General features: G+C 39.1%; 20 protein-coding genes, 2 tRNA genes and 1 other RNA gene. 7 read left to right on the top strand and 16 right to left on the bottom strand.

Annotated elements, in window-relative coordinates:
• Positions 1-16: 16 nt before the first annotated feature.
• From I7H67_RS08815 to I7H67_RS08800, 4 genes are all read left to right on the top strand, one after another.
• Positions 17-469 carry a CopD family protein gene (locus tag I7H67_RS08815; protein WP_013198778.1) on the top strand — a complete coding sequence of 151 codons (453 nt, stop codon included), beginning with the start codon at positions 17-19 and terminating at the stop codon, positions 467-469.
• 162 nt (positions 470-631) lie between these two features.
• Complete coding sequence (locus I7H67_RS08810; protein WP_198307610.1) at positions 632-1,192, top strand: hypothetical protein; 561 nt, start codon at positions 632-634, stop codon at positions 1,190-1,192.
• Positions 1,193-1,577: 385 nt separating this feature from the next.
• Positions 1,578-3,203 carry an NAD+ synthase gene (locus I7H67_RS08805; RefSeq protein WP_198307609.1) on the top strand — a complete coding sequence of 542 codons (1,626 nt, stop codon included), beginning with the start codon at positions 1,578-1,580 and terminating at the stop codon, positions 3,201-3,203.
• A complete protein-coding gene (locus tag I7H67_RS08800) occupies positions 3,196-4,224 on the top strand; it encodes a hypothetical protein (protein WP_013198781.1) in 1,029 nt (342 codons plus the stop codon). Before I7H67_RS08805 ends, I7H67_RS08800 begins: the two co-directional genes overlap by 8 nt.
• 43 nt (positions 4,225-4,267) lie before the next feature.
• Here the strand turns inward: I7H67_RS08800 and I7H67_RS08795 are convergent.
• The 7 genes from I7H67_RS08795 to I7H67_RS08765 form a co-directional block, all read right to left on the bottom strand.
• Positions 4,268-4,344: transfer RNA gene (locus I7H67_RS08795), tRNA-Met, on the bottom strand.
• 157 nt (positions 4,345-4,501) lie between these two features.
• Positions 4,502-5,458 carry a carnitine monooxygenase, reductase subunit CntB gene (gene cntB, locus I7H67_RS08790; protein WP_107881795.1) on the bottom strand — a complete coding sequence of 319 codons (957 nt, stop codon included), beginning with the start codon at positions 5,456-5,458 and terminating at the stop codon, positions 4,502-4,504.
• Between the two features lie 47 nt (positions 5,459-5,505).
• Entirely contained in the window at positions 5,506-6,957 is a 1,452-nt protein-coding gene (locus I7H67_RS08785) for an NAD-dependent succinate-semialdehyde dehydrogenase (protein WP_198307608.1), read from the bottom strand.
• A 63-nt stretch (positions 6,958-7,020) separates the two neighbouring features.
• Positions 7,021-8,136: a carnitine monooxygenase subunit alpha gene (cntA, locus tag I7H67_RS08780; RefSeq protein ID WP_198307607.1), complete on the bottom strand. Its 1,116-nt coding sequence runs from the start codon at positions 8,134-8,136 to the stop codon at positions 7,021-7,023.
• A gap of 42 nt (positions 8,137-8,178) precedes the next feature.
• Positions 8,179-9,153, bottom strand: a complete 975-nt coding sequence (locus I7H67_RS08775; protein WP_151302769.1) for an alpha/beta hydrolase — start codon at positions 9,151-9,153, stop codon at positions 8,179-8,181.
• A gap of 11 nt (positions 9,154-9,164) precedes the next feature.
• Entirely contained in the window at positions 9,165-10,817 is a 1,653-nt protein-coding gene (locus I7H67_RS08770) for a BCCT family carnitine transporter (RefSeq protein WP_198307606.1), read from the bottom strand.
• Positions 10,818-10,837: 20 nt separating this feature from the next.
• Positions 10,838-11,950 carry a tartrate dehydrogenase gene (locus tag I7H67_RS08765; RefSeq protein ID WP_111855982.1) on the bottom strand — a complete coding sequence of 371 codons (1,113 nt, stop codon included), beginning with the start codon at positions 11,948-11,950 and terminating at the stop codon, positions 10,838-10,840.
• 103 nt (positions 11,951-12,053) lie between these two features.
• Between I7H67_RS08765 and I7H67_RS08760 the strand changes: the two genes are divergently transcribed.
• Positions 12,054-13,034, top strand: coding sequence for a LysR family transcriptional regulator (locus I7H67_RS08760; RefSeq protein WP_198307605.1), 981 nt, complete (start codon positions 12,054-12,056; stop codon positions 13,032-13,034).
• Between the two features lie 53 nt (positions 13,035-13,087).
• Here I7H67_RS08760 and I7H67_RS08755 read toward each other — a convergent pair whose 3' ends face one another.
• The 5 genes from I7H67_RS08755 to coaD all read right to left on the bottom strand — a co-directional run bounded on the left by I7H67_RS08755 (position 13,088) and on the right by coaD (position 15,700).
• On the bottom strand, positions 13,088-14,272 hold the full coding sequence (locus I7H67_RS08755; RefSeq protein WP_198307604.1) for a porin: 1,185 nt from the start codon (positions 14,270-14,272) through the stop codon (positions 13,088-13,090).
• A gap of 148 nt (positions 14,273-14,420) precedes the next feature.
• A tRNA-Met gene (locus I7H67_RS08750) sits at positions 14,421-14,497 on the bottom strand.
• A 63-nt stretch (positions 14,498-14,560) separates the two neighbouring features.
• Positions 14,561-14,916, bottom strand: an RNA gene (gene rnpB, locus I7H67_RS08745) — RNase P RNA component class A.
• Between the two features lie 27 nt (positions 14,917-14,943).
• Complete coding sequence (locus tag I7H67_RS08740) at positions 14,944-15,207, bottom strand: YfhL family 4Fe-4S dicluster ferredoxin (protein ID WP_004794186.1); 264 nt, start codon at positions 15,205-15,207, stop codon at positions 14,944-14,946.
• A 1-nt stretch (position 15,208) separates the two neighbouring features.
• Complete coding sequence (gene coaD / locus I7H67_RS08735) at positions 15,209-15,700, bottom strand: pantetheine-phosphate adenylyltransferase (protein ID WP_023274310.1); 492 nt, start codon at positions 15,698-15,700, stop codon at positions 15,209-15,211.
• 134 nt (positions 15,701-15,834) lie between these two features.
• Between coaD and smpB the strand changes: the two genes are divergently transcribed.
• Complete coding sequence (gene smpB / locus I7H67_RS08730; protein ID WP_004641603.1) at positions 15,835-16,311, top strand: SsrA-binding protein SmpB; 477 nt, start codon at positions 15,835-15,837, stop codon at positions 16,309-16,311.
• Positions 16,312-16,363: 52 nt separating this feature from the next.
• Here smpB and I7H67_RS08725 read toward each other — a convergent pair whose 3' ends face one another.
• The 4 genes from I7H67_RS08725 to rluD all read right to left on the bottom strand — a co-directional run bounded on the left by I7H67_RS08725 (position 16,364) and on the right by rluD (position 20,333).
• Positions 16,364-17,635, bottom strand: coding sequence for a hypothetical protein (locus I7H67_RS08725; protein ID WP_198307603.1), 1,272 nt, complete (start codon positions 17,633-17,635; stop codon positions 16,364-16,366).
• A gap of 153 nt (positions 17,636-17,788) precedes the next feature.
• On the bottom strand, positions 17,789-18,340 hold the full coding sequence (locus I7H67_RS08720; protein WP_174727539.1) for a flavodoxin family protein: 552 nt from the start codon (positions 18,338-18,340) through the stop codon (positions 17,789-17,791).
• Between the two features lie 192 nt (positions 18,341-18,532).
• Complete coding sequence (pgeF, locus tag I7H67_RS08715) at positions 18,533-19,270, bottom strand: peptidoglycan editing factor PgeF (RefSeq protein ID WP_198307602.1); 738 nt, start codon at positions 19,268-19,270, stop codon at positions 18,533-18,535.
• A gap of 10 nt (positions 19,271-19,280) precedes the next feature.
• Positions 19,281-20,333 carry a 23S rRNA pseudouridine(1911/1915/1917) synthase RluD gene (rluD, locus tag I7H67_RS08710; protein ID WP_013198792.1) on the bottom strand — a complete coding sequence of 351 codons (1,053 nt, stop codon included), beginning with the start codon at positions 20,331-20,333 and terminating at the stop codon, positions 19,281-19,283.
• 71 nt (positions 20,334-20,404) lie between these two features.
• On the opposite strand from rluD, the gene I7H67_RS08705 reads away from it, so the two are divergent.
• On the top strand, positions 20,405-21,568 hold the full coding sequence (locus tag I7H67_RS08705; RefSeq protein WP_198307601.1) for an outer membrane protein assembly factor BamD: 1,164 nt from the start codon (positions 20,405-20,407) through the stop codon (positions 21,566-21,568).
• The last annotated feature ends 53 nt before the right edge of the window (positions 21,569-21,621 follow it).

The raw sequence follows: 21,621 nt of genomic DNA, 5'->3' as shown, positions 1-21,621 counted from the left end.
CCACCTAGGATTATCGATGGATGCACCTTCTGATGCTTTTTTGTGGGTAAAAGCATTACATATTATTGCCGTGGTTTGTTGGTTCGCTGCTTTGTTCTACTTACCACGTCTATATGTTTATCATGCTATGAGTGAAGATGCTGTTAGTCATCAACGCTTTGAAGTAATGGAACGTAAGTTATATCGTGGAATTATGTGGCCTTCTCTGATTGCCACATTAATTACTGCTCATTTTCTTGTAGATTGGGGTGATGCAACTCGACATTACCATCAGGCAACATGGTTTTACCTTAAAGTTGGATTAGTCGCTTTGTTAGTCATCTACCATTTGGCATGTGGCTACTACCGTAAAAAACTTATCGGAAATGCTCACTATAAATCACATAAGTTCTGGCGCTTCTTTAATGAAATGCCGACCTTAATTTTATTTGCTGTTGTGATTTTAGTTGTCGTAAAGCCTCAGTTTTAACTGGGGCTTTTGCTTTTCTTATCCAAGAACTCTTTTATTCACAGCAATAAGAAAACTAGATCTATTTAAAGCTTTATATTTTAAAAACAGAACGATAAAACTAATGAATAACCACACCTCTTTATTTCGCGATATCTAACCTATAGTATGCTAAAGAAATAGATGAACTCATTTAATGGCAAAGCTATGCTACTTTTTAATGCCCTTAAACGCTTAATTCGCACACAATTTATTCTTTTTACGCTTTTTATTTTCCGCCACTTAAAAAACTACCCAATTAGGTATTTGACTGCTCAAGAAAAAGTATTAGCACAAATGGTCTTCGGCGACATGCTCAATTGTGAACAACCTAAAATTATTGCTACTCGCTATCTTCCTTGGCAGTCTTACGGTATTTTTATGGCTCCAAACGGAAATATTTATGTCAATCTTTCCGATTACAGTGAAAATTATGCTCTAGAATCTAAATTTATGCAGGGTATTTTTATTCACGAACTTACTCATGTCATGCAGTATCAAAAAGGCATTCATGTACTACTTAAAGGCGCCTTACTTCAATCAGCCTATTATCTGAGCTTTAAAAGTTACAACCCCTATAAATACACCTACTCTCCCCACAAGGCTTTTAGCTCTTATAACATTGAACAACAAGGTGAAATTGCCCGTGACATTTGCTCTGGTAAAATCCCAAATATTATATGTTCACCGCAAATTCATTTGTAACTAAATAATCAATCCTTCTTTGAACGTAACATTTCTTGCTTAATGTAAATGAGAATTCTTATAAATCAGAAATACTTACCTAAGCTATAAAATCACTCTTATTTAATTCAAATTATTGAAAAAAATATAACGCCCTTATTCCAAATTGGCTTGTGATAAGGCAGTATACAAACAATAAAAATAATGAAGCCTGTTTCTATTCTATACAGAAAATCTCGTTATTTTTACGCAGAAAATATGTGATTGGTATATATTATTGATCTTGACATTTTTGTTTACTATTTTAATTGTTTAATATCGTATCATACACATCGTTGAAAAATTATATCTATAAAAATCAACAATATGTGTATCTATATTCGTTATGATCTAGGATTAGGTTTGAATGAAAAGTTTTAAAGTTGCCCTTGCTCAGTTTTCTCCGCATATTGGCAATATTGACTCAAACACCAAAAAGATGATTGAGCAAGTAAATCAGGCGAAAAAACAAAACGCTGACCTGATTATTTTTCCCGAGCTTTCTGTTATTGGTTATCCAGCTGAAGACTTATTGCTACGTCCAAATTTAAATAAACGTATGCAAAAGGCTTTTGCCCAACTTGCCGAAGTTAAAGATATTGTCATGGTTTTCGGATTTGTGAACCAGACAGATGATGGTCAACGTTATAATTCTGCTGCTGTCATGAAAGACGGTCAAGTTTTGGGTGTTTTTAACAAACACAATTTACCAAACTATGGCGTCTTTGATGAAAAACGTTATTTCCAAAAAGGACATCAGCATTTGGTGTTTGAATATCTTGGACATAAGTTTGGCGTATTGATTTGCGAAGATATCTGGTCAATTAATACCGTAAAACAGTTAAGCCAATTAAATGTTGATACTGTTCTTGTATTAAATGCATCACCATACGAAGTCGGTAAACCACAGCACCGTACACAAACCTTAAGTGAACTTGCAAAACAACTTCACCTCAACATTGTGTACGTTAACCAAGTGGGCGGACAAGATGATTTAATTTTTGATGGCACAAGTTTTGTCAGCAATAAAGATGGTGGAATTGCTTTACAAGCACCAAGCTTTAAAGAAGACCTCTACATCGCTGAATTTGACCAAAAAAACAAAGCGTTTAAAGTGACGGAATCAGCACCTGCTTTAGAAACATTTGCAGAGATCTATCAAGGTTTAGTTCTGGCAACACGTGACTATGTAGAGCGTTCAGGTTTCCCTGGTGTAATTTTAGGTTTATCTGGCGGTATTGATTCTGCCCTTACACTTGCTATTGCTGTTGATGCAATTGGTGCAGAAAAAGTACAAGCCGTAATGATGCCTTATACTTATACTTCTCAAATTAGTGTAGAAGATGCGGCAGAACAAGCTCGTCGTATGGGTGTAACTTTCGGTATTGCTGAAATACATTCAATTGTAAATAGCTTTATGCAAACCTTGTATCCTTTCTTTGGCAACTCACCAGCAGATGCGACCGAAGAGAACTTACAAGCGCGCGCACGCGGCACATTACTCATGGGCTTATCAAATAAATTTGGTAATTTAGTACTCGCTACTGGCAACAAGTCTGAGCTTTCAGTTGGCTACTGTACACTTTACGGTGATATGGTTGGTGGCTTTGCAGTTCTAAAAGATGTTTATAAAACTATCGTATTTGAATTAGCAAAATACCGTAATAGCTTAAGTGAAACTCCTGTTATTCCTGAACGTGTGATTACTCGTCCACCTTCAGCAGAACTTCGCCCAGACCAAAAAGACCAAGACTCTTTACCAGCATATGATGTATTAGATGCCATTCTTTACGCATACATTGAAGAAGATTTAAGTCAGGCAGATATTATTGCCAAAGGTTTTGATAAAGAAGTAGTTGAAAAAGTTATCCGTTTAGTTGATCGTAATGAATATAAACGTCGTCAAGGCGCGATTGGGCCGAGAATTACTTCTCGTGCATTTAGTCGTGAACGACGTTATCCGATTGTCAACGGTTGGACAGCGAATGACTGAGCAGGAAAACTCATCAAAAACTACAGCACTTGCTCAAGCACTTTTGCTTGAGCAGGTGGAATTTTTCAAAAAACAATTATCTATAGAAAACTCACCTATTTATTTCCAGCAGTTCATTCAACTGTTTATGCAACATGCTGACGAAATAAAACTTCATGAAGTTGTTGATTTAGAGCAACTACAAGCCGTTGTGAAACGTTATGCTTTTGAAATGCAGCTAGGTGCTGGTTTACTTGAGTTTATTGGGGAAATTGCGCAGCGTATTTATCTATCTGCCATGAAGTCTCCAATTCAGCTACAAGATTTGGTATCTGACCACCAATTTGAAATGTGGCTCTCCAAATTTTTAGAAATGGAACATATTCCTCTTTATCTCAATCAGTTTTTAAGAAGTAGTCCTTCTGTACAACAACTTTGCCAATATATTGCAACCTCAACCTTAGAACAAAAATTACCAAAATTTCTAAGCGCATCTAGAGTTGATGACTATCACTTTGAATGGCAACACAAACTCAAAAAATTCTCCTTTCTACAGCAACAACGTCTTGAGCATAAACTTGAAACTTGGATTGCCAGCTTTATTCATGAGCAACTCACAGAATTAAGTCTTTTATCGAGTGAAGATTTAGAAAGCCTAGTGCGTCATGTATGGGAAGATATTAGACATAAAAAAATGTATGAGTTTATGAAGCAGCTCACTCCTCTCGATGTTGAAGAGTTTTTTGTTTTAATTTACGAATACTGGAAAGAATTACGCCAATCGCAATTCATGCAAGATCTGATTTTGTATGGTGTCGAAGTTTTTTATGACTTTTATAAAGACCAGAGTTTATTTGAAGTATTAAGTGAGATTGGTTTAACCGAAAGCGACTTACAAACTGAAGCTTTACGTTTTTATCCGAAAGTTATGAATGCCTTTAATGAACACGGTATTTTAGAACCGTTATTACAAGCGCTTTTAGCTCCTTTTTATCAAAGCTCAAAAACACTCGATACGATTGAAAAACATTTTAATATGTAAAAAGTAGATAAAAAGAAACCATGCATGAGCATGGTTTTTAAAATGGTGGCTATGACGAGACTTGAACTTGTGACCCCCGCATTATGAGTGCGGTGCTCTAACCAACTGAGCTACATAGCCGTAAACTGTGTGCGCATTATCTATAGTTCTGTATAGCAGGTCAAGAGTTCAAAACCATTAAACTCCATCAAATGAACAAATAAGATTCAGATCATCATTATTTGTTCATTTTTTAGCAAATTTTCACTTTAAACAATTGATCAACCAAAGAAATATATTAGAGATCTAATACTAGTTTTTTTCCTTTTGCTCTTGATACACAAATCATCATGCTCTTTTGTGAAGCCTTTTCTGCATCACTTAAGTATTGATCGAAATGCTCTGCTTCACCTTCTAAAATAGCAGTTTCACATGTGCCGCAAACCCCTTCACGACATAAACATTCCACATCAATATTTAATGTTTCGATGGCTTGTAAAATTGTTTGATTACTTTGTACTTCAATTTCCTGATTGGACTTAGCAAGTACCACCGTAAACGCTTCACCATCTTCAGGAACTGTTGACGCAAATTGTTCCCAGTGAATATATTCATCTCGGTAACGGTGTTTATTACAACAATCAATCACAGCATCAATCATAGGTTTCGGCCCACAGACATAGACATGTGTACCTTTAGGTTGTAATGAAATCAGTTCATCCAAATTTAATGCGCAACCTTCTGAGTCAACATAACTAAATACACGCTCTGCATGTTTCTGCTTTAGCTCATCAAGTAAAGCTGCATGTTCAGGTGAACGATAAGCATAATGTAGCTCAAACTCAGCACCGCGTGCTGCAAGCTCATCCATTTGTGGCAAGAATGGTGTAATGCCAATACCACCTGCAATTAAAATATGTTTATTGCCTGTTTCCGCTAACGGAAATAAATTTTTTGGTTCTGAAATCTGAATTTCACAGCCTTCATTACATTGATCATGCATAAAAACCGAACCGCCCTTACCTTCCACATCTTTACGAACACAGACTTGGTAAGTCGATAAATCTTGCGTACAGCTCATTAATGAATAGGCATTTGAAAGCTGTTCATTCATTTTGACAATAATATGGCTTCCCCCACTAAATCGAGGAAAGTTCTGCCCATCTTGACGTTTGAACGTAAACCGTTTGATTAAAGGGGTAAGCTGCTCCACATGAGTAACAACTGCCGGGAACATTTCATAATGACTAGCCATATTAGAATCCTTCTTTTACCGCATTTTCTTATTGCTAGGGCTTATCCTTAAAGCCCTAAACACATGTATTTAATAGTCATGAATTCTTCAAGACCATACTTTGAGCCTTCACGCCCAACACCTGATTGCTTCACACCACCGAATGGTACAACTTCATTTGAAATTGCTGTTGCATTCATACCGACCATTCCATATTCAAGCTGTTCTGACACTCGCCATAAACGTGAAATATTTTCGCTGTAAACATAAGCAGCCAAACCAAAAATGGTGTCATTGGCTTGAGCAACGACATCTGCTTCATCTGTAAAGCGAATGAGCGGCGCAACTGGACCAAAAATTTCTTCTTGGACAATTTCCATTGTACGGTCAACATTAGTTAAAACCGATGGCTCATAAAAGGTTTGTCCTAAAGCATGCTGCTTACCACCGCAAGCCACCTTAGCGCCTTTGCTCACAGCATCATCAATCAACTGCTGTGCTTTTAACACTGCTTTTTCATTAATTAATGGGCCAATTTGCACGCCATCTTCAAGCCCATTACCGACTTTAAATTTTTGTACTTCTTGAACAAACTTCTCGGCAAAAGCTTGATAAATATTGTCGTGTACATAAATGCGGTTAGCACAAACACAGGTCTGGCCTGCATTACGGAACTTGGCAAAAATCGCACCTTGTACAGCTTTATCTAAATCGGCGTCATCAAACACAATCAGAGGAGCATTACCGCCTAACTCAAGCGCCAATTTTTTAATGGTACTTGAGCACTGCTGCATCAATAAACGCCCTACTGGAGTTGAACCAGTAAAGGTCAATTTCTTCACTTTTTCATGTGAAGTAAATACCGAGCCAATTTCCTGAGATTTACCAGTAACAACATTAATCACACCAGCCGGAATACCTGCTTTTTCGGCAAGCTTTGCAATCGCTAAAGCACAATAAGGCGTTTCATTCGCTGGCTTAATCACGACCGTACATCCAGCTGCTAAAGCTGGTGCTGCTTTACGGGTAATCATGGCAATTGGGAAATTCCACGGCGTAATCGCAGCCACCACACCCACAGGTTCTTTACTAATAATAAAACGCTGCTGGTTATTTACGGTTGGAATCACATCACCATAAATACGCTTGCCTTCTTCGGCAAACCATTGAATAAATGATGCTGCATAACGCACTTCACCTTTCGCTTCTGCCAAAGGTTTACCTTGTTCAATGGTCATGATTAAAGCAAGTTCATCGATATGATCAAGAACCAGTTTGTACCAAGCCAATAAAATATCTGCACGGTTTTGAGCCGTTAAAGCTTTCCAACTTTGTAAAGCAGTATAAGCAGCTTCAACCGCCTGTGTAGCCTCGGCCGCTCCCATATTTGGAATTGTGCCAATTTCTTCACCTGTTGCTGGGTTAGTCACTGGAACCGTTGCATTTGACTGTGCAGCTAGCCATTGCCCGTTAATATAGGCTTGTTGCTGAAATAATTCAGTGCTTTGTAAACTCGACATATCATCTTCCTAACTGAAGAATCAGGTGTAAGTTATCTTTACACCTGAATAAATCCATTTGTTTTACTTGTGATGCTGCGCCACTAAATTTTGGAAGTAAGCAATACCATGTTCACTAATTCCTGAGCGTTGCTTGTCAGTCATAATACGGCCTTGACCACGATAACCACGTGATTTCAAACCACGTTGTACGCTTTCGACCAAGTTCAAATCTTCAGGACGGAATACATTGCGATACCACTCAATTAAGTCTTTCTGATCTTGAGTGAGTTCTTCGTTCGTGAAGTAAATATCGTAATGCTGCAAAGTCGTTTCTGCATCAACTGGGAACTCATAGATCACAGTCATGAAATTGCTGCCCGGTGGTACGTTGAACATAGTACAAGGCCAAGTCCAGAAACCATGAAATTCAGGATCTGTTATTGATGGATCAAGCTTGAATGACTTTTCTGATGAACGCGCAAAACCATACTGTAAAGTCCAGTTTTGATGTGTGGTATGCCAATATTTATCAACTTGTACAGAGTCAGCAAAGCCCGGATGTGCAGGCCCACAGTGATAGCACTCTAGATAGTTATCGACAATTACTTTCCAGTTTGCTGGAGTTTCTGTCACAAAACGTGCCGCCAGTTTCAAATCTTTAATCACGCTACATGCTTGATTTAAACGCTCAGCAAATTCCGGGAGTTGGTCTTCTACGCAAGTCGCATTTTCATCCATATTAATGAAAATAAAGCCGGCATATTCCTCAACTTTTAAAGGCACCATGCTTGAGTTTTCTTTATCGAAAGATTCAACATGGTCACAGTTACGTGCCAAAGCCAAGCTACCGTCTAGCTTGAAAGTCCAAGCATGGTATGGGCAGGTAATTACATTTTTTGCTTTACCACTGCCACTTAAAAGCTCGTGACCACGATGCGGACAGACATTATAAAACGCACGTAAAACGCTATCTTTACCACGAATGATGACAATATTTTCACCAATTACTTTACGGGTAATATAGTCATTCGGTTGTGCCAATTCACTGCCATGTGCAACACAAATCCAGCTTTTAGCAAAGATTGCTTCTTTCTCATGCTCAAAAACTTGAGATGAAGTATAGAAAACTTTAGGAAAAGTCCATGCGACATCTGGGTTTGCACAAAAATCTTCAGGTAATTTTTCAACTGCATTCATGTTATTACTCCATTAAATTCTTTTCGTCCAAATGACTCGATATTAAATTGATGTTTTTTCGACACTGCTCGACATGCGGCGTATCGCACTCAGCATGTTTTGATATAACTGTTGAACTTCTGGGCAGTCACGCATCAGACGTAAACTGCCATGTAATAAACCTTTGCCTAAATGAAACTCGCTAGGAATCCCAGCTTGTTCCAATTTTTGGGTAAAGAGATAACCGTCATCACTTAAAGGGTCATACTCTGCAACCGCTACGAAACTCATAGGCATATCTGAAAAATTAGTTGCCAATAAAGGCGCTAGACGTAAATCCTGCCAATCTTGTGAGTTAGGTGCATATTCCTTTAAATAAAAATGCATATCTTCCGTTGTTAACAACGGCGCATGGGCATGCTTTTGTGCGGCTGGTGTATCAAGCGCTGTAGTTAAACACGGATAAACCAAAGCCAGTCCTTGAGCTTGCATACCACTATGCTGTAGATGCACTGCAAGGGCTGCTGCTAAATTACCGCCAGCACTATCCCCTGCTAGAACGATATTTTCGCTATCGATCTGCCAAGTTGAACCATGCTTTTTAAGCCATTGATAAACTGCTAAACAATCTTCATAAGCTGCCGGAAAGCGATGCTCTGGTGCCATGCGGTAATCTACGCTAATGACAGCTGCATTTAAGTCCTGACACAAATAGCTGGTAATAAACTCATGTGAATCGAGCCCACCAACCATCCAACCACCGCCATGTAAATACAACACACATGGCCAACCTGACTTAGGTCGATCAGTCTTTGGTAAATACACACGAACAGGAACTTGATGCTCATCATTTGCAACAAAGCGATCTTCTACTTCAATCTTGCCATCACGTGGCAAAGTGTAGTGTCGACACATCGCATCATAGGCCGCACGGACTGAGTCAATATCTGCATCTGCTGGTGAATAAATGCTGCTCCAATACACAAGGCTTTGCATTTCTTCACTTAAGGCATAAGTGGTCTGTTCATGTGTAGTCATTAACGTTCCCTCTAGCTGGTTTTTCTGTCCAGTTTGATTGAGCTTGCAAGCTCAAGCTGCATCCGTTTTGCATGTTCATCTTGAGACTGGTTTAAACCAATTTCCGCATCATCATAACCTTGTTGCTCAATCAAGTGCGATGGGACTTTGGCATAATCCTGAATTAGCCATTTCACTAAGCCATAGGTTTGAATCAGAATAATCACGATGAATGGTAAAGCCGTCACAATAGTTGCCGTTTTCATGGTGTCTAATGGTGCTTTACTAAAAATCATGGCAATTGGAACCAAAGTCAGCATGACACACCAGAACAAACGGGCATTTGGTGATGGATCTTGCCCTTCACTTAAACCTCGTGTACATGTTGCTGAAACCGCATAGCCTACCGCATCCATGTGTGCTGCCAAGAACACCACCATAATGCCGAGGAAAATCCACATCATGAGTTTTCCAGCAGGTAACAGACTGAGCAATTGACCAATCGCAACCTCACCACCTTGTTGGCTTAAGATTTGCGGTACATTTACAGCCCCATGAATAAAGCTATATACACTGTAGTTTTCAAACACACCAAAAATGAACCAAAGACCGACACTACCGCCAATCACCATGGCAAAGATCACTTCTTTAATCGTACGACCTTTCGAAACACGCGTTACGAACAGTGCCACACCCGGCGCATATGAAATCCACCACAACCAGTAAAATACAGTCCATTCACGCGTAAATTTGCCATCACCCATTGGGTCAGTAAACAGACTCATATCAACAAAGTTGGTTGCCATTAGACCGAAACTCATTAATGAATTATTCAAAATGAATTGAGTCGGACCAAAGCAAAGTACATAAATTGCAAATAACACAACACCCAAGCACACCAAATGACTTAAACGCTGCATACCTTTGTCCATACCAACGTAAGAACTAAGAGCAAACACAACCGAGACACCCAAAATAATGATGACCTTGGTCATAAAAGTATTTGGAATACCTGTGAGCTGAGACAAAATATTGGTAAATGTCACGGCAGTGAGTACCAATGAAATCGTTAAGGCACCAAACATACAAAGCAGGAACATAAGGTCAACTAAACGACCAACCACACCTGTAGATTTAAAGCCTGTAACAGCCTCAATCACTGAAGCCAAACTCAATCCTTTATTTTTTCTCACATGGTAGCTGTAGCACAAAGAAATTGATGCCAATGCATAAATTGCCCAAGCACTTAAACCTGAATGAAAAAACGAGTACGCCACACTATATTTCAATGCTTCTGCTGACTCAGGCGGTAAGCTCAAACCCGGAGTTTGATAATAGTAAGCCCAGTCCAAGAAGCCCCAATACAGTGTAGAAGACCCAATACCTGACAAGATGAACATAAAAATCCATGACATCGTGGTGTATTGGGGTTTCCCTTCACCTAGTTTGATTTTGCCGTATTTACTAAAGGCCAGACCAAAAGTAAAAATGATAGCTAAAAAAGCAAACAGTAATACTGGGGTTGTAAATACCGATGTCGTCCACTGCATCCATGTTGCAGCAATCTTGATCGACTCTTGCGAATAAATCGCCAAACCAGCAACTGAAATAAATACAAACAGTAAACTGGTTACGGCAAGAACTTTATCCGTATAAATTTTTGTGTTTTGATTATCCATATCCATACATCCATTTTTGGATGGCGTTATTCCATAGCGAACACGTCCATTTTAATTTGGGCTACACACGATGCAATTGCATCTCCTACCTCATAAGTTTTTGCCTGACCGCCAATATCAGCTGTTTTTGGCCCATTAATTAAGACATTCTCAATCGCCTGCATAATGTCCTGACCTGCTTGAATGCAACGCTCATCTTCTTCACCAAAGAACTCGAACATCATGGCACCTGACCAAATCGCAGCGATTGGATTGGCAATTTGTTTACCGTAAATATCTGGTGCTGAACCATGTACAGGTTCAAACAACGATGGAAATTTTCTTTCTGGGTTTAAATTTGCTGAAGCAGCCAAACCAATGGTTCCCGTACATGCAGGGCCTAAATCGGAAAGAATATCGCCAAATAAATTCGATGCCACAACCACATCAAAACGTTCAGGTTGTAAAACAAAACGCGCCGCTAAAATATCAACATGCTGTTTATCGGCCTGAATTTGTGGATATTGTTTTGCCATCGCATCAACGCGCTCATCCCAGTACGGCATACTGACCGCAATACCATTGGACTTAGTCGCTGCGGTAATTTTTTTCGCATCACGCTGGTTTGCAAACTCAAATGCATAACGCAAAATACGATCTACGCCATGACGGGTAAATACAGCTTCTTGAAGCACAAACTCGCGATCTGTTCCTTCAAAAGCTTTACCACCAATAGCTGAGTATTCCCCTTCACTATTTTCACGAACCACATAAAAATCGATGTCGCCTGGTTTTTTACCCACTAATGGACATTTCACACCTGGCATTAAGCGCACTGGACGTAAATTCACATATTGGTCAAAACCACGACGGAACTGGAGCAGCGAACCCCAAAGTGAAATATGGTCAGGCACTTTATCCGGCCAGCCTACAGCGCCAAAATAAATTGCATCGTAACCTTGCAAGGTTTCAAACCAGTCATCTGGCATCATTTTGCCGTGCTCAAGGTAGTAATCGCAGCTTGCCCAATCGAAAGCATCGAGTTGAAGCTCAATGCCATGCTTTTCTGCTGCTGCCTTTACAACCTTAATGCCTTCTGGTAGAACTTCTAAACCAATGCCATCGCCTGCAATCGTGGCAACTTTATATCTTTTTGCCATAAGCTTCCTTCACACCTTCGACTAATATCCTTGTATGGCTTAAACATGATGTTTTAAGCAAAAATGATCAATAACGGAACTATCACTCCAATGGACACGGATCGTGAATAATCTACCTAACCTATCGGATTTAAAGGTTTTTTGCACAGTCGCCAAACTAAAAAGTTTTGTCGAATCTGCTGAGGAACTTGGGACATCGCCAGCTTTTATTAGCAAGCGAATTAATATTTTAGAAAACACGTTAAGCTGCAAACTTTTTCATCGCAGCACGCGTCATGTCAGCCTAACGGAAGATGGCAAACTCATCCTTGAAAGAGTTTCGAATATTCTTGAAGAGTTTGATGAAGTCTGTGAACTAGTCAATAACCCGCTCAGTACGCCCACAGGTCGTATGGATATTATTAGTAGCTTTGGTTTTGGCAGAAAGCATATCGCCCCAATTCTGTCTAAATTAATGATGCTTTATCCAAAGCTCCAGATTCATTTTGACACTATCGACAATACCAAAGACTTGATTCAACACAGTATTGATTTAGACATCAGAATTGGTAATGAAATTGCGCCAAACATGATTGCGAAGAAGTTAGCTTCTAATTTTCGAATTTTATGTGCAGCACCGAGTTATTTACTTAAACACGGCGTACCAGACAGCATTGAAGATTTGCAAACACATGATTGTTTGACGATTAGTGAGCGTGATCAATCATCTGTGCTATGGAAATTTCGACATACTTCTGAAGATGTCTCGGTTCATGTCAAACCACGCTTTGTTTCTAATAACGGCGAAATTATTCATCAGCTTGCCATAGAAGGTCACGGCATTATTTTCCGTTCGATTTGGGATGTTGCAGATGAATTGATTACAGGCCAACTCCAGCATATTTTGCCTGAGTACTGGCAAGATGCAGATGTTTGGGCAGTTTATCCGTCGCGACTCAAAAGCTCCTCTAAATTACAAACTTGCATTTTGTTCATTCAAAATGAATTACTTAATCGATTGCAACATGTACAAAACCTAAACCGTGGGCAACTCGTTTCACCCGCAGTCAAACGTGAACCTCCACCAGAAAAAGTATTTCTATAAAAAAAGCCCTAAGTGTGACCTATCCACTTAGGGCAATAAATTGCTCTTAAATTTTAGAAATAATATCCAATTGAGAGATAAAACAATTTATCCCAGTCATTACTACTACCTTGCGCCAGACCATTCGCTCCACCTCCCACCATTGGATCATTTTTACTCATAATGTATTCACCCTGAATACCAATGGCTTTGTAATTAAAATAAACTCCTGCAATTAAACGTTCAGAGTCTTTATAACCATCCTCATCTTTAAAAAAGCGGCTATGAGAGATATAAGGTTTAATGTTTTCAATCTGATGGAATGGCTGAGCAAAGGTATAGTTAATTTCATTAACCAAATATTTACCTTTATTGGCGACTTGATATGGATAATCAAATGCTCCAATCGTTGAGCTATGAGGGAATAAATCATCGCCATTGGTCACATCTTGCTTACCTGCTAAGAACATCCATTGCCATGCTTGATATTGCGTTTGAGCAAAAACGTTCCAAGATTTACGGTGTCCATCCACATCTGTTCTTTTATTTTCTAAATCAGAATACCAAGCTGACCCACCTAACTCAGTCGAAAGTTTTTGAGTCTTATCAATCTCAAATTTTCTAGATGCTCTCGCAATCCACATATTTTTTTCTTCAATATGGGTACCTGTACTTAAATCATCAGCTTCAACAAAATTACCACTGTAACGGCTCGAGTCTTTTGAAGTTCCCTTATAATTTCCACCATCAGTTGGATAGAAACCCAAGGTCAAATTATATTTATCATCTGCAAATTTATATTTGATACCCAAATTATCGATATCTTCTAAACCCACTGTATTTAAAAGTGTTTCGTAATAACTACTTCCCCAAAATTCGCCAAAACCAAAGTCAACGGGTTGTAAACCTGCCGTGATTCTCTGCTGGCCAGATAACTTATAACCTACCCATGCCTTTTTTAGAAAAATTGCATCGCATAAGCGATCATATTGATAACAACGGGCATCCGCCCCTGCAATCCAATCTGGATTTTCATAACCTAACACTAATTTAATATCAGTTAGCCGCCAGTCATCATTTTGAGAACCTTCATTTGCATCAACCACATAATCTTTATGCAAATAGCGGGAGCGTACCGCGCCAGAAATTTTAAATTGACCCGAGTCTAAAGTTGGATCGCCCCAACTCAAATCAGCCGCAGAAACTTGAACTCCCGCCGTTAAACTTAAAATCCCTAAAAATAATAATGACCTTTTCATGTCTTCAACATCCTTGTTAAGTGTTATAAGAACATGAAGAAATTGACGTAGACAAACAATGCCATAACTATAAAGTCGGTCTTTACAAACTGTGTTTAATCAAAAAATGAGCATAAAAAAAGACCACGCAGGAGCGTGGTCTATAAAATGGTGGCTATGACGAGACTTGAACTTGTGACCCCCGCATTATGAGTGCGGTGCTCTAACCAACTGAGCTACATAGCCGAAAACTGTGCGCGCATTATCTTAGTTTCTTTAATGCACGTCAAGAAAAATTTTAAATAAATTAGGTGAAGTGAGCCTATAAGCCGGGTTCTGTCGAGGATGGTCATTCCTCTAGGCGTACAATCACTCATACGCTCAAGCGACCTACCCGAATCCAGTACGGGCCGTACCTCAGGATTCCTATTTGGTCTTGCTTCTGGTGGGGTTTACCATGCCGTGAACTGTTACCAGACACGCGGTGCGCTCTTACCGCACCCTTTCACCCTTACCTCACGAATGAGGCGGTCTACTCTCTGCTGCACTTTCCGTCGGCTTTCACCGCCCAGGCGTTACCTGGCACCCTGCCCTATGAAGCCCGGACTTTCCTCCCCTGCTTCAGTCACGAAGACCTCCACAGCAGCGACCATCCAGCTCACCTCAGGGGCGCATATTAACAAATTTATTTACTAATTGCTCGTGCTTTTTTGAGCAATTAATTTTTTATATTTGTCAAAGAGCTGTTCTTCTGTTTCCTCATGCTGTGGATCTTTAGGAATACAATCTACAGGACAAAACAACTGACATTGCGGTTGGTCATGATGACCAACGCACTCAGTACATAAATCTGGATGAATTTCATAAATCACCTCACCCATAAAAATTGCTTCATTCGGGCAAACTGGTTCACAAACATCACAGTTTATGCATTCATCGGTGATATATAACGACACGTTACCAACCTTGTTGATGTTTACGTTCAAAGGCCTCAACCACAGCTTGCGGAACAAACTTGGTTACATCCCCTTTTAAACGAGCAATTTCCCGAATCAATGTCGAAGAAATAAATGAATACTGCTCAGATGGTGTTAAAAACACCGCTTCAAAATGTGGGTCAAGTTGACGGTTCATATTAGCCAATTGAAATTCATATTCAAAATCAGAAACCGCTCTTAAACCACGAAGTACTGCTGTTGCCTTTTGCTCTCTGAAAAAATTAACCAGTAAACCATCAAAGCCAACAAATTCAACATTTGATAGGTGGCTTAGTGATTTTTGGGCCAGTTCAACTCTTTCTTCTAGACTGAACAAAGGGTTTTTATGATGTCCAATTGCAATTGCTACTACAACCTCATCAAACATTCTTGAGGCTCTTGTAACTAAATCAACGTGTCCATTCGTGATGGGGTCAAATGTTCCAGGATAAATTACACGCGTTTTAGACATCCGCTAGTACTCTAATTATATTGTGAACCTATTTTAGCAAAAGTTATACATGAGGCGAAATATTCATGTGCAGGAAAAACTTCACCTTAGCATCAGTTTACGGCACAATAGGCATAATTGTGGAAGTTTGAATTATGGCGAAAGCAACAGTAGTAAAGAAACATAATGGCGGAACAATCGCACAAAATAAGCGTGCCCGTCATGATTATTTTATCGAAGAAAAATTTGAAGCAGGCATGTCACTTCAAGGTTGGGAAGTAAAATCCTTACGTGCTGGGCGTATGACTTTGACTGAAAGTTATGTCATTTTCAAAAATGGCGAAGCATTTTTACTTGGCTCCCAAATTCAGCCTTTATTATCGGCTTCGACCCATGTTGTACCTGAAGCGACACGTACTCGTAAGCTATTACTGTCCCGACGTCAGCTTGAACACCTAATGGGTGCAGTTAACCAGAAAGGCTACTCATGCGTTCCTCTAGCGTGTTATTGGAAAGGTCATTTAGTCAAACTAGAGATTGCACTTGTGAAGGGTAAACAGCTTCATGACAAACGTGCAACCGAAAAAGACCGTGACTGGCAACGTGATAAAGCTCGTATATTTCATAAGTAATAAAAAAACCTTTAAAGTTAACTTTAAAGGTTTTTTTTATGTCACTTTAAATTTAGCAGAATTTTAAATTACCGTAACAGTTTGGTGCAAAAGATTGATTTTTAAGTTGTAAATCTTTCAATGGGAAATTCACAATCGTATTGGGTAATTTAACTTCACCAACTACCAGGTCTTCACCAAATAAACAATTTAAAAGATTACACCTCACTGGATTTTCAGTTAAATAACCACTAATTGGACCTACCACCTGCTTTAAAACGTCATTAGTTATTTCAATTTGCTTACTTGGCGTCACGTTACCAATATCAATTTCATCATCAAAAGCCATCCACCAGCCACGTTCCGCTGCTGCATCTGCACCTGGCCAAAATATTTGTTGGCCTTGCAAAGAAAGTGAGAAAGGATTGTTTAGTTCAATTTTATGAATAAATCCAAGACTTTGATCAACAGTTAATGCAGCTCTTAATCCGGTAATGCTACCTGTTACATTTTTTTGTAAATTTAATAGCCCAAGTGCTGCATTAATAGAAGCTTTCAAGTCTCCAGTGAAGTTAAGCTGATCGATATTTGCTACCCCGTTCAGCATGACATTATTCATTCTTGAACCAGAAATGACTTGTCCATTAATAACAATAGGTGCCGTGGTCTGTTGTAATTGCAAATTATAATCAGATGAATTAAATCCTAAAGGGATACAAATTCCGATACATGCATTCACAGTTCCATCAATGGTCTTACCTGTATCTTGATAAGACATATTACGAGCAGCGGTATAAGCTAAACCAGTGGTATCTTTAATTTTTAAATAACCACTTAAACTATTAATTCCATTTGGTGTTTCTGAATTTTCAAGTCCCATAGTCAATAGGCCCACAACCTTTTCCGCACTTAGACGGAAACCTTTTATTTCTCTCAAAGCTGCGCTGTCTGGATTTTTAATTGCAAATTCAATAAATGGATTACTAAAAACAGCAGAAGATGAAGCTCGACCCTCACTTGTATCGCTTAAGCCACTTAAACTTAAGTTATCAATATCAATATCACACCCACCTAAACCGTTTACTCCGCCACACCCTAATTGCAACTTATTAACATTGGCATTTAGTTCAAGATTTGCCTCTAAACCTAATTTGTAAAAGCCAATATTTTGCTGATTCATCGAAGCATCAGCTTGTTTTGGGTCTGTATATGTAAATGAAAATAATGCCTGAGCCTCAACTTTAGAAAGTTCTGAATCAGTGAGTGGAACAAGATTTGCAGGTTCTAAATTGGCATAGCTTAAAGTAGCCCAACTTAGACAAAGAGCTGTTAAAAAAATTTTCATGATTATTCCATTTTTTTATTTATTAAGTTTTGGACATCACTGTCCAAATAAACCATTTGGTAAAAAATAATCAAAAAAGAACAAAAAAAATACAACGTTTTTGTAATTAAAGTAATAACTAAATATTTAATAAAATAAAATCAAAAACTTATTTTAACTTATTCGATAAAGCAGTCCAGCAATATATTCACCAAACCATTTAGCTGTATCTAAATCACCTTGTGGAGGAGTAATTTCAACAGGCGCATTATCTGACTGTGTCATCAAACCTAAGCAACTCGATAATCGGTTTAAATCTTTTTCACTATGCCCTGTCGTCATTAACGGTAAACCTGACCAAAGCATGCCATGTTGCATGGCAAAAATATTTAATTGTTGTAATACCGCAAGTTTATCACCACTTAATCCACCCGAATTTGCAAAGCCCGCCGCAAGTTTGCCTTGCCACACACGTTCTTTCCAACGCTTAGAAGTACTGTCCATAAATTTTTTAAAATCGGCAGTCATACTTCCCATATAAGTAGGTGAACCGAAAATAATGCCTTGTGATGCATCAAGCGCATCCCAATCAATATGCTCAATATTCATTAAGTGTACTTTCACCCCCATCACCTCTGCACCAGCAGCTATAGCAGAGGCCACCTTGGCGGTATGACCATATGGACTGTGGTAAACAATTGAGAGATGTTTTTCAGGCAAAGACATAAGATTAAAATTTTGAGCGATTTTTTCTATTTTATCATTTTATTAGCTCTTGCTAAACCTACATCTATAAATATGAAATAGAAGCGTTTCAATACAATTCACAATCGTAATATTTTTAAACTAAATAGACGCTCTCTTATTTTATTTAATGACTACAAAATAAGAGAGTGAATTTAATGATGTTTATAAAGCTTAGATAAAAACAAAGGTAGCCATACGCCCAGTCTTCGCATCACGACGATAAGAAAAATATTGATCGCTCTGTTGATATGAACATTGGTCTCCGCCTAAAACCTGCTTCACACCTAGACTCTGCAAAATAAAACGTGCAATTGCATATAAATCTGCATGAAATTTATTTGGAGCTGCGCCCGCAACAAAAGCTGTTTCCAACTCAGGATATTTGTCACAAAAAGCAGCCTTTACTTCAGCCCCAATTTCAAAACAAGGTTGGCTAATCGCAGCTCCTAACCATGCCCAAGCTGGAGGGTCCTGCATAGCAGCAATCGTGTTTTCAACAATCCCACCAGCTAAACCACGCCAACCCGCATGTAAGTTTGCGACTTCGGTACCTTCGGCGTTACCTAACACGACAGGTAAGCAATCAGCAGTCATCATCATTAAAGCATGGCCTTTGGTTTGAGTGACCAAACCATCACCAATTAAAGCTTTAAAAGGAATTTGTTCATTTACTGTATGGCAAATCGTACTATGTGTTTGAGTCATCCATGTCATTTTTTTAACACCAAACTGGGCAAACTCATCTAGTAATATCATGCGATGTTGCTGAACACGTTTTGCCTCATCATTCACATGTAAAGCCAGATTAAAGCCAGACAGCTCATGTTGATCCGTTGCTAATGCTAAAGGATGTTGAACACGTGTCTGTCCTACATATACACCTTGAGGTAAACCTTGAACAAATTCCATATACGCGTCCTTAATATGCAGCGTTTTCTGAACGTAACACATCTACTAAATGCGTAAAATCTTCAGGCCACGGCGCTTCAAATAGCATTTCTTCACCAGTACGAGGGTGTTTTAAGCCCAATTTAGCTGCATGCAATGCTTGGCGCTTAAAACCACGTAAAGTATCAATGAGTAATTCAGATGCCCCTGCTGGTACACGTACACGGTTCATATAAATCTGATCACCGATAAGTCCATAGCCGATATAACTAAAATGGACACGAATCTGATGAGTTCGGCCTGTTTCAAGACGAGCTTGTACACGAGTAAAATCTTTAAAGCGTTCTTTTACATTGTAATGGGTCACAGCATCACGCCCGCCCGGTAAAATCGCCATTTTCACACGGTCAACAGGATGACGTTTGATCGGTTCATCAATAGTACCACCAGCAATAATATTTCCATAAACAACTAGGTCATATACACGGTAAACCGATTTATTTGCCAACTGTTTACTTAAAGAAAATTGTGCTTCAAGGCTCTTGGCAACGACCAACAAACCGCTTGTATCTTTATCAATACGATGCACTAAACCTGCGCGAGAAAGTTCCGACAATTTTGGGAAATGATAAAGCAAGGCATTCACTAAAGTTCCAGAACTATTGCCTGCCCCAGGATGTACTACCATGCCTACTGGTTTATTAATGACTAAAATGTCGTCATCTTCATAAACAATATTAAGTGGAATATTTTCAGGTTGACTTGTGGTCTGTGCTTCGAGCTCAACTTCGAGTGTAAGCAGCTCTGTCCCTTCACAACGGTGCTTCGGCTTGACAATGTTACCATTCACCAACAGATGGCCATCCTTCAACCATTGTTTAAGCTTTTCACGTGAAAACTCATTCCACACCAAGGCCGCAACCTGATCGATACGTTGTCCCAGATAGGTTTCATCTAACTGAACTTGCAACGATAAACGTGTTGCAGTTGAATCAGAAGTATGGTTATCTGCATCCTCAGAATCTTCAAGTAAATTGAAGTCGGTTTCAGATAAGTTTGTGTTTGAAGATTGTGCTGAAGTCATTTGATCATTGAGATAAAAGTGGTTTAATAGCGCAATTGTAGCTCATTGCCCAACATAACAGAGGAGTTTTTATGTCGCTACCACGTTATAAAATTACGATGCTTGCCTTATCTTTAGGTGTAGCGTCTGCATTTGTGGGCTGTAGCAGCAATCCAAGTAAAAAAGAAGTGGTCGATAGTGGCCCACAATCTAGTGAACAAGCTTACTTCGAAAAGGCCCAAAAGTCGCTTGACCGTGGTCAATATCTTGATGCGACCAAGTCTTTAGAGGCAATCGATACTTATTATCCGACTGGACAATACGCACAACAAGCACAACTTGAACTTCTATATTCAAAATTTAAACAAAAAGATTATGAAGGCGCGATTGCCTTAGCAGAACGTTTTATTCGTTTAAATCCTCAACACCCAAATGTAGATTATGCTTACTATGTTCGTGCTGTATCGAATATGGAGCAAAATTACGACAGTTTGATGCGCTATACATCTCTGCAACAATCTCATCGTGATGTGAGTTATTTAAAAGTTGCTTATCAGAACTTTGTTGATTTAATTCGTCGTTTCCCAAGTAGCCAATACTCTGTTGATGCTGCTCAGCGTATGAAGTTCATTGGGCAAGAACTTGCTGAAAATGAAATGACTGCTGCGCGTTTTAACGTTAAACGTAAAGCTTGGATCGCAGCTGCCGAACGTTCGCAATGGGTAATTGAACACTATCCACAAACTCCTCAAGTTCCAGAAGCATTAGCGACTTTGGCATATAGCTATAACCAATTAGGTGATAAAGCGACTTCACAACAATATATTGAAGTTTTAAAGCTTAATTATCCTAACTTGGTGAAAAAAGACGGCACAGTTAACATGCGTGCTGCTCGTAAAGAAGGCAACTGGATTAACCGTGCGACTCTGGGTATTTTCGGTCGTGAATCTACGGCTGCAACTCCAGAAAGCACAGCTGAAGCAGAAGCTCCAAAACGTGGTTTCCTCAATCGCGTAAGCTTTGGTTTAATTGGTAATTCAGATAAAGAAGAAACTGAAGAACCAGAAAAAACTACTGTTGAAGCTCCAAAGTCAGAACGTAGTTGGACAAATCGTTTAAGCTTCGGTTTATTAGATAAACCTGAGCCACAACCAGCAGAAAATACAACTGTTGCTCCAGCTGTTAGCTCTACAGGTGTATCAACTGATACTCAGTCAGATGATGCAACGCAAGGTACTAGCGACGCTGCTCAATAAGTTACAAATTTTAAAAAGCACCAATAAACAGGCAAGTGATACCACTTGCCTGT

This window comes from Acinetobacter sp. ACIN00229 (genome assembly GCF_016106645.1).
Classification (GTDB): Bacteria; Pseudomonadota; Gammaproteobacteria; order Pseudomonadales; family Moraxellaceae; genus Acinetobacter; species Acinetobacter oleivorans.
The sequence above is the reverse complement of the archived record's forward strand: the minus strand, read 5'-3'. Positions and strand labels throughout refer to the sequence as shown.

Bases quoted from the DNA above. Each gene is read 5' to 3' on its own strand.
- I7H67_RS08815 (WP_013198778.1), top strand. From the start codon at position 17: ATGGATGCACCTTCTGATGCTTTTTTGTGGGTAAAAGCATTACATATT.
- I7H67_RS08810 (WP_198307610.1), top strand. From the start codon at position 632: ATGAACTCATTTAATGGCAAAGCTATGCTACTTTTTAATGCCCTTAAA.
- I7H67_RS08805 (WP_198307609.1), top strand. From the start codon at position 1,578: ATGAAAAGTTTTAAAGTTGCCCTTGCTCAGTTTTCTCCGCATATTGGC.
- I7H67_RS08800 (WP_013198781.1), top strand. From the start codon at position 3,196: ATGACTGAGCAGGAAAACTCATCAAAAACTACAGCACTTGCTCAAGCA.
- cntB (WP_107881795.1), bottom strand. From the start codon at position 5,458: ATGGCTAGTCATTATGAAATGTTCCCGGCAGTTGTTACTCATGTGGAG.
- I7H67_RS08785 (WP_198307608.1), bottom strand. From the start codon at position 6,957: ATGTCGAGTTTACAAAGCACTGAATTATTTCAGCAACAAGCCTATATT.
- cntA (WP_198307607.1), bottom strand. From the start codon at position 8,136: ATGAATGCAGTTGAAAAATTACCTGAAGATTTTTGTGCAAACCCAGAT.
- I7H67_RS08775 (WP_151302769.1), bottom strand. From the start codon at position 9,153: ATGACTACACATGAACAGACCACTTATGCCTTAAGTGAAGAAATGCAA.
- I7H67_RS08770 (WP_198307606.1), bottom strand. From the start codon at position 10,817: ATGGATATGGATAATCAAAACACAAAAATTTATACGGATAAAGTTCTT.
- I7H67_RS08765 (WP_111855982.1), bottom strand. From the start codon at position 11,950: ATGGCAAAAAGATATAAAGTTGCCACGATTGCAGGCGATGGCATTGGT.
- I7H67_RS08755 (WP_198307604.1), bottom strand. From the start codon at position 14,272: ATGAAAAGGTCATTATTATTTTTAGGGATTTTAAGTTTAACGGCGGGA.
- coaD (WP_023274310.1), bottom strand. From the start codon at position 15,700: ATGTCTAAAACGCGTGTAATTTATCCTGGAACATTTGACCCCATCACG.
- smpB (WP_004641603.1), top strand. From the start codon at position 15,835: ATGGCGAAAGCAACAGTAGTAAAGAAACATAATGGCGGAACAATCGCA.
- I7H67_RS08725 (WP_198307603.1), bottom strand. From the start codon at position 17,635: ATGAAAATTTTTTTAACAGCTCTTTGTCTAAGTTGGGCTACTTTAAGC.
- I7H67_RS08720 (WP_174727539.1), bottom strand. From the start codon at position 18,340: ATGTCTTTGCCTGAAAAACATCTCTCAATTGTTTACCACAGTCCATAT.
- pgeF (WP_198307602.1), bottom strand. From the start codon at position 19,270: ATGGAATTTGTTCAAGGTTTACCTCAAGGTGTATATGTAGGACAGACA.
- rluD (WP_013198792.1), bottom strand. From the start codon at position 20,333: ATGACTTCAGCACAATCTTCAAACACAAACTTATCTGAAACCGACTTC.
- I7H67_RS08705 (WP_198307601.1), top strand. From the start codon at position 20,405: ATGTCGCTACCACGTTATAAAATTACGATGCTTGCCTTATCTTTAGGT.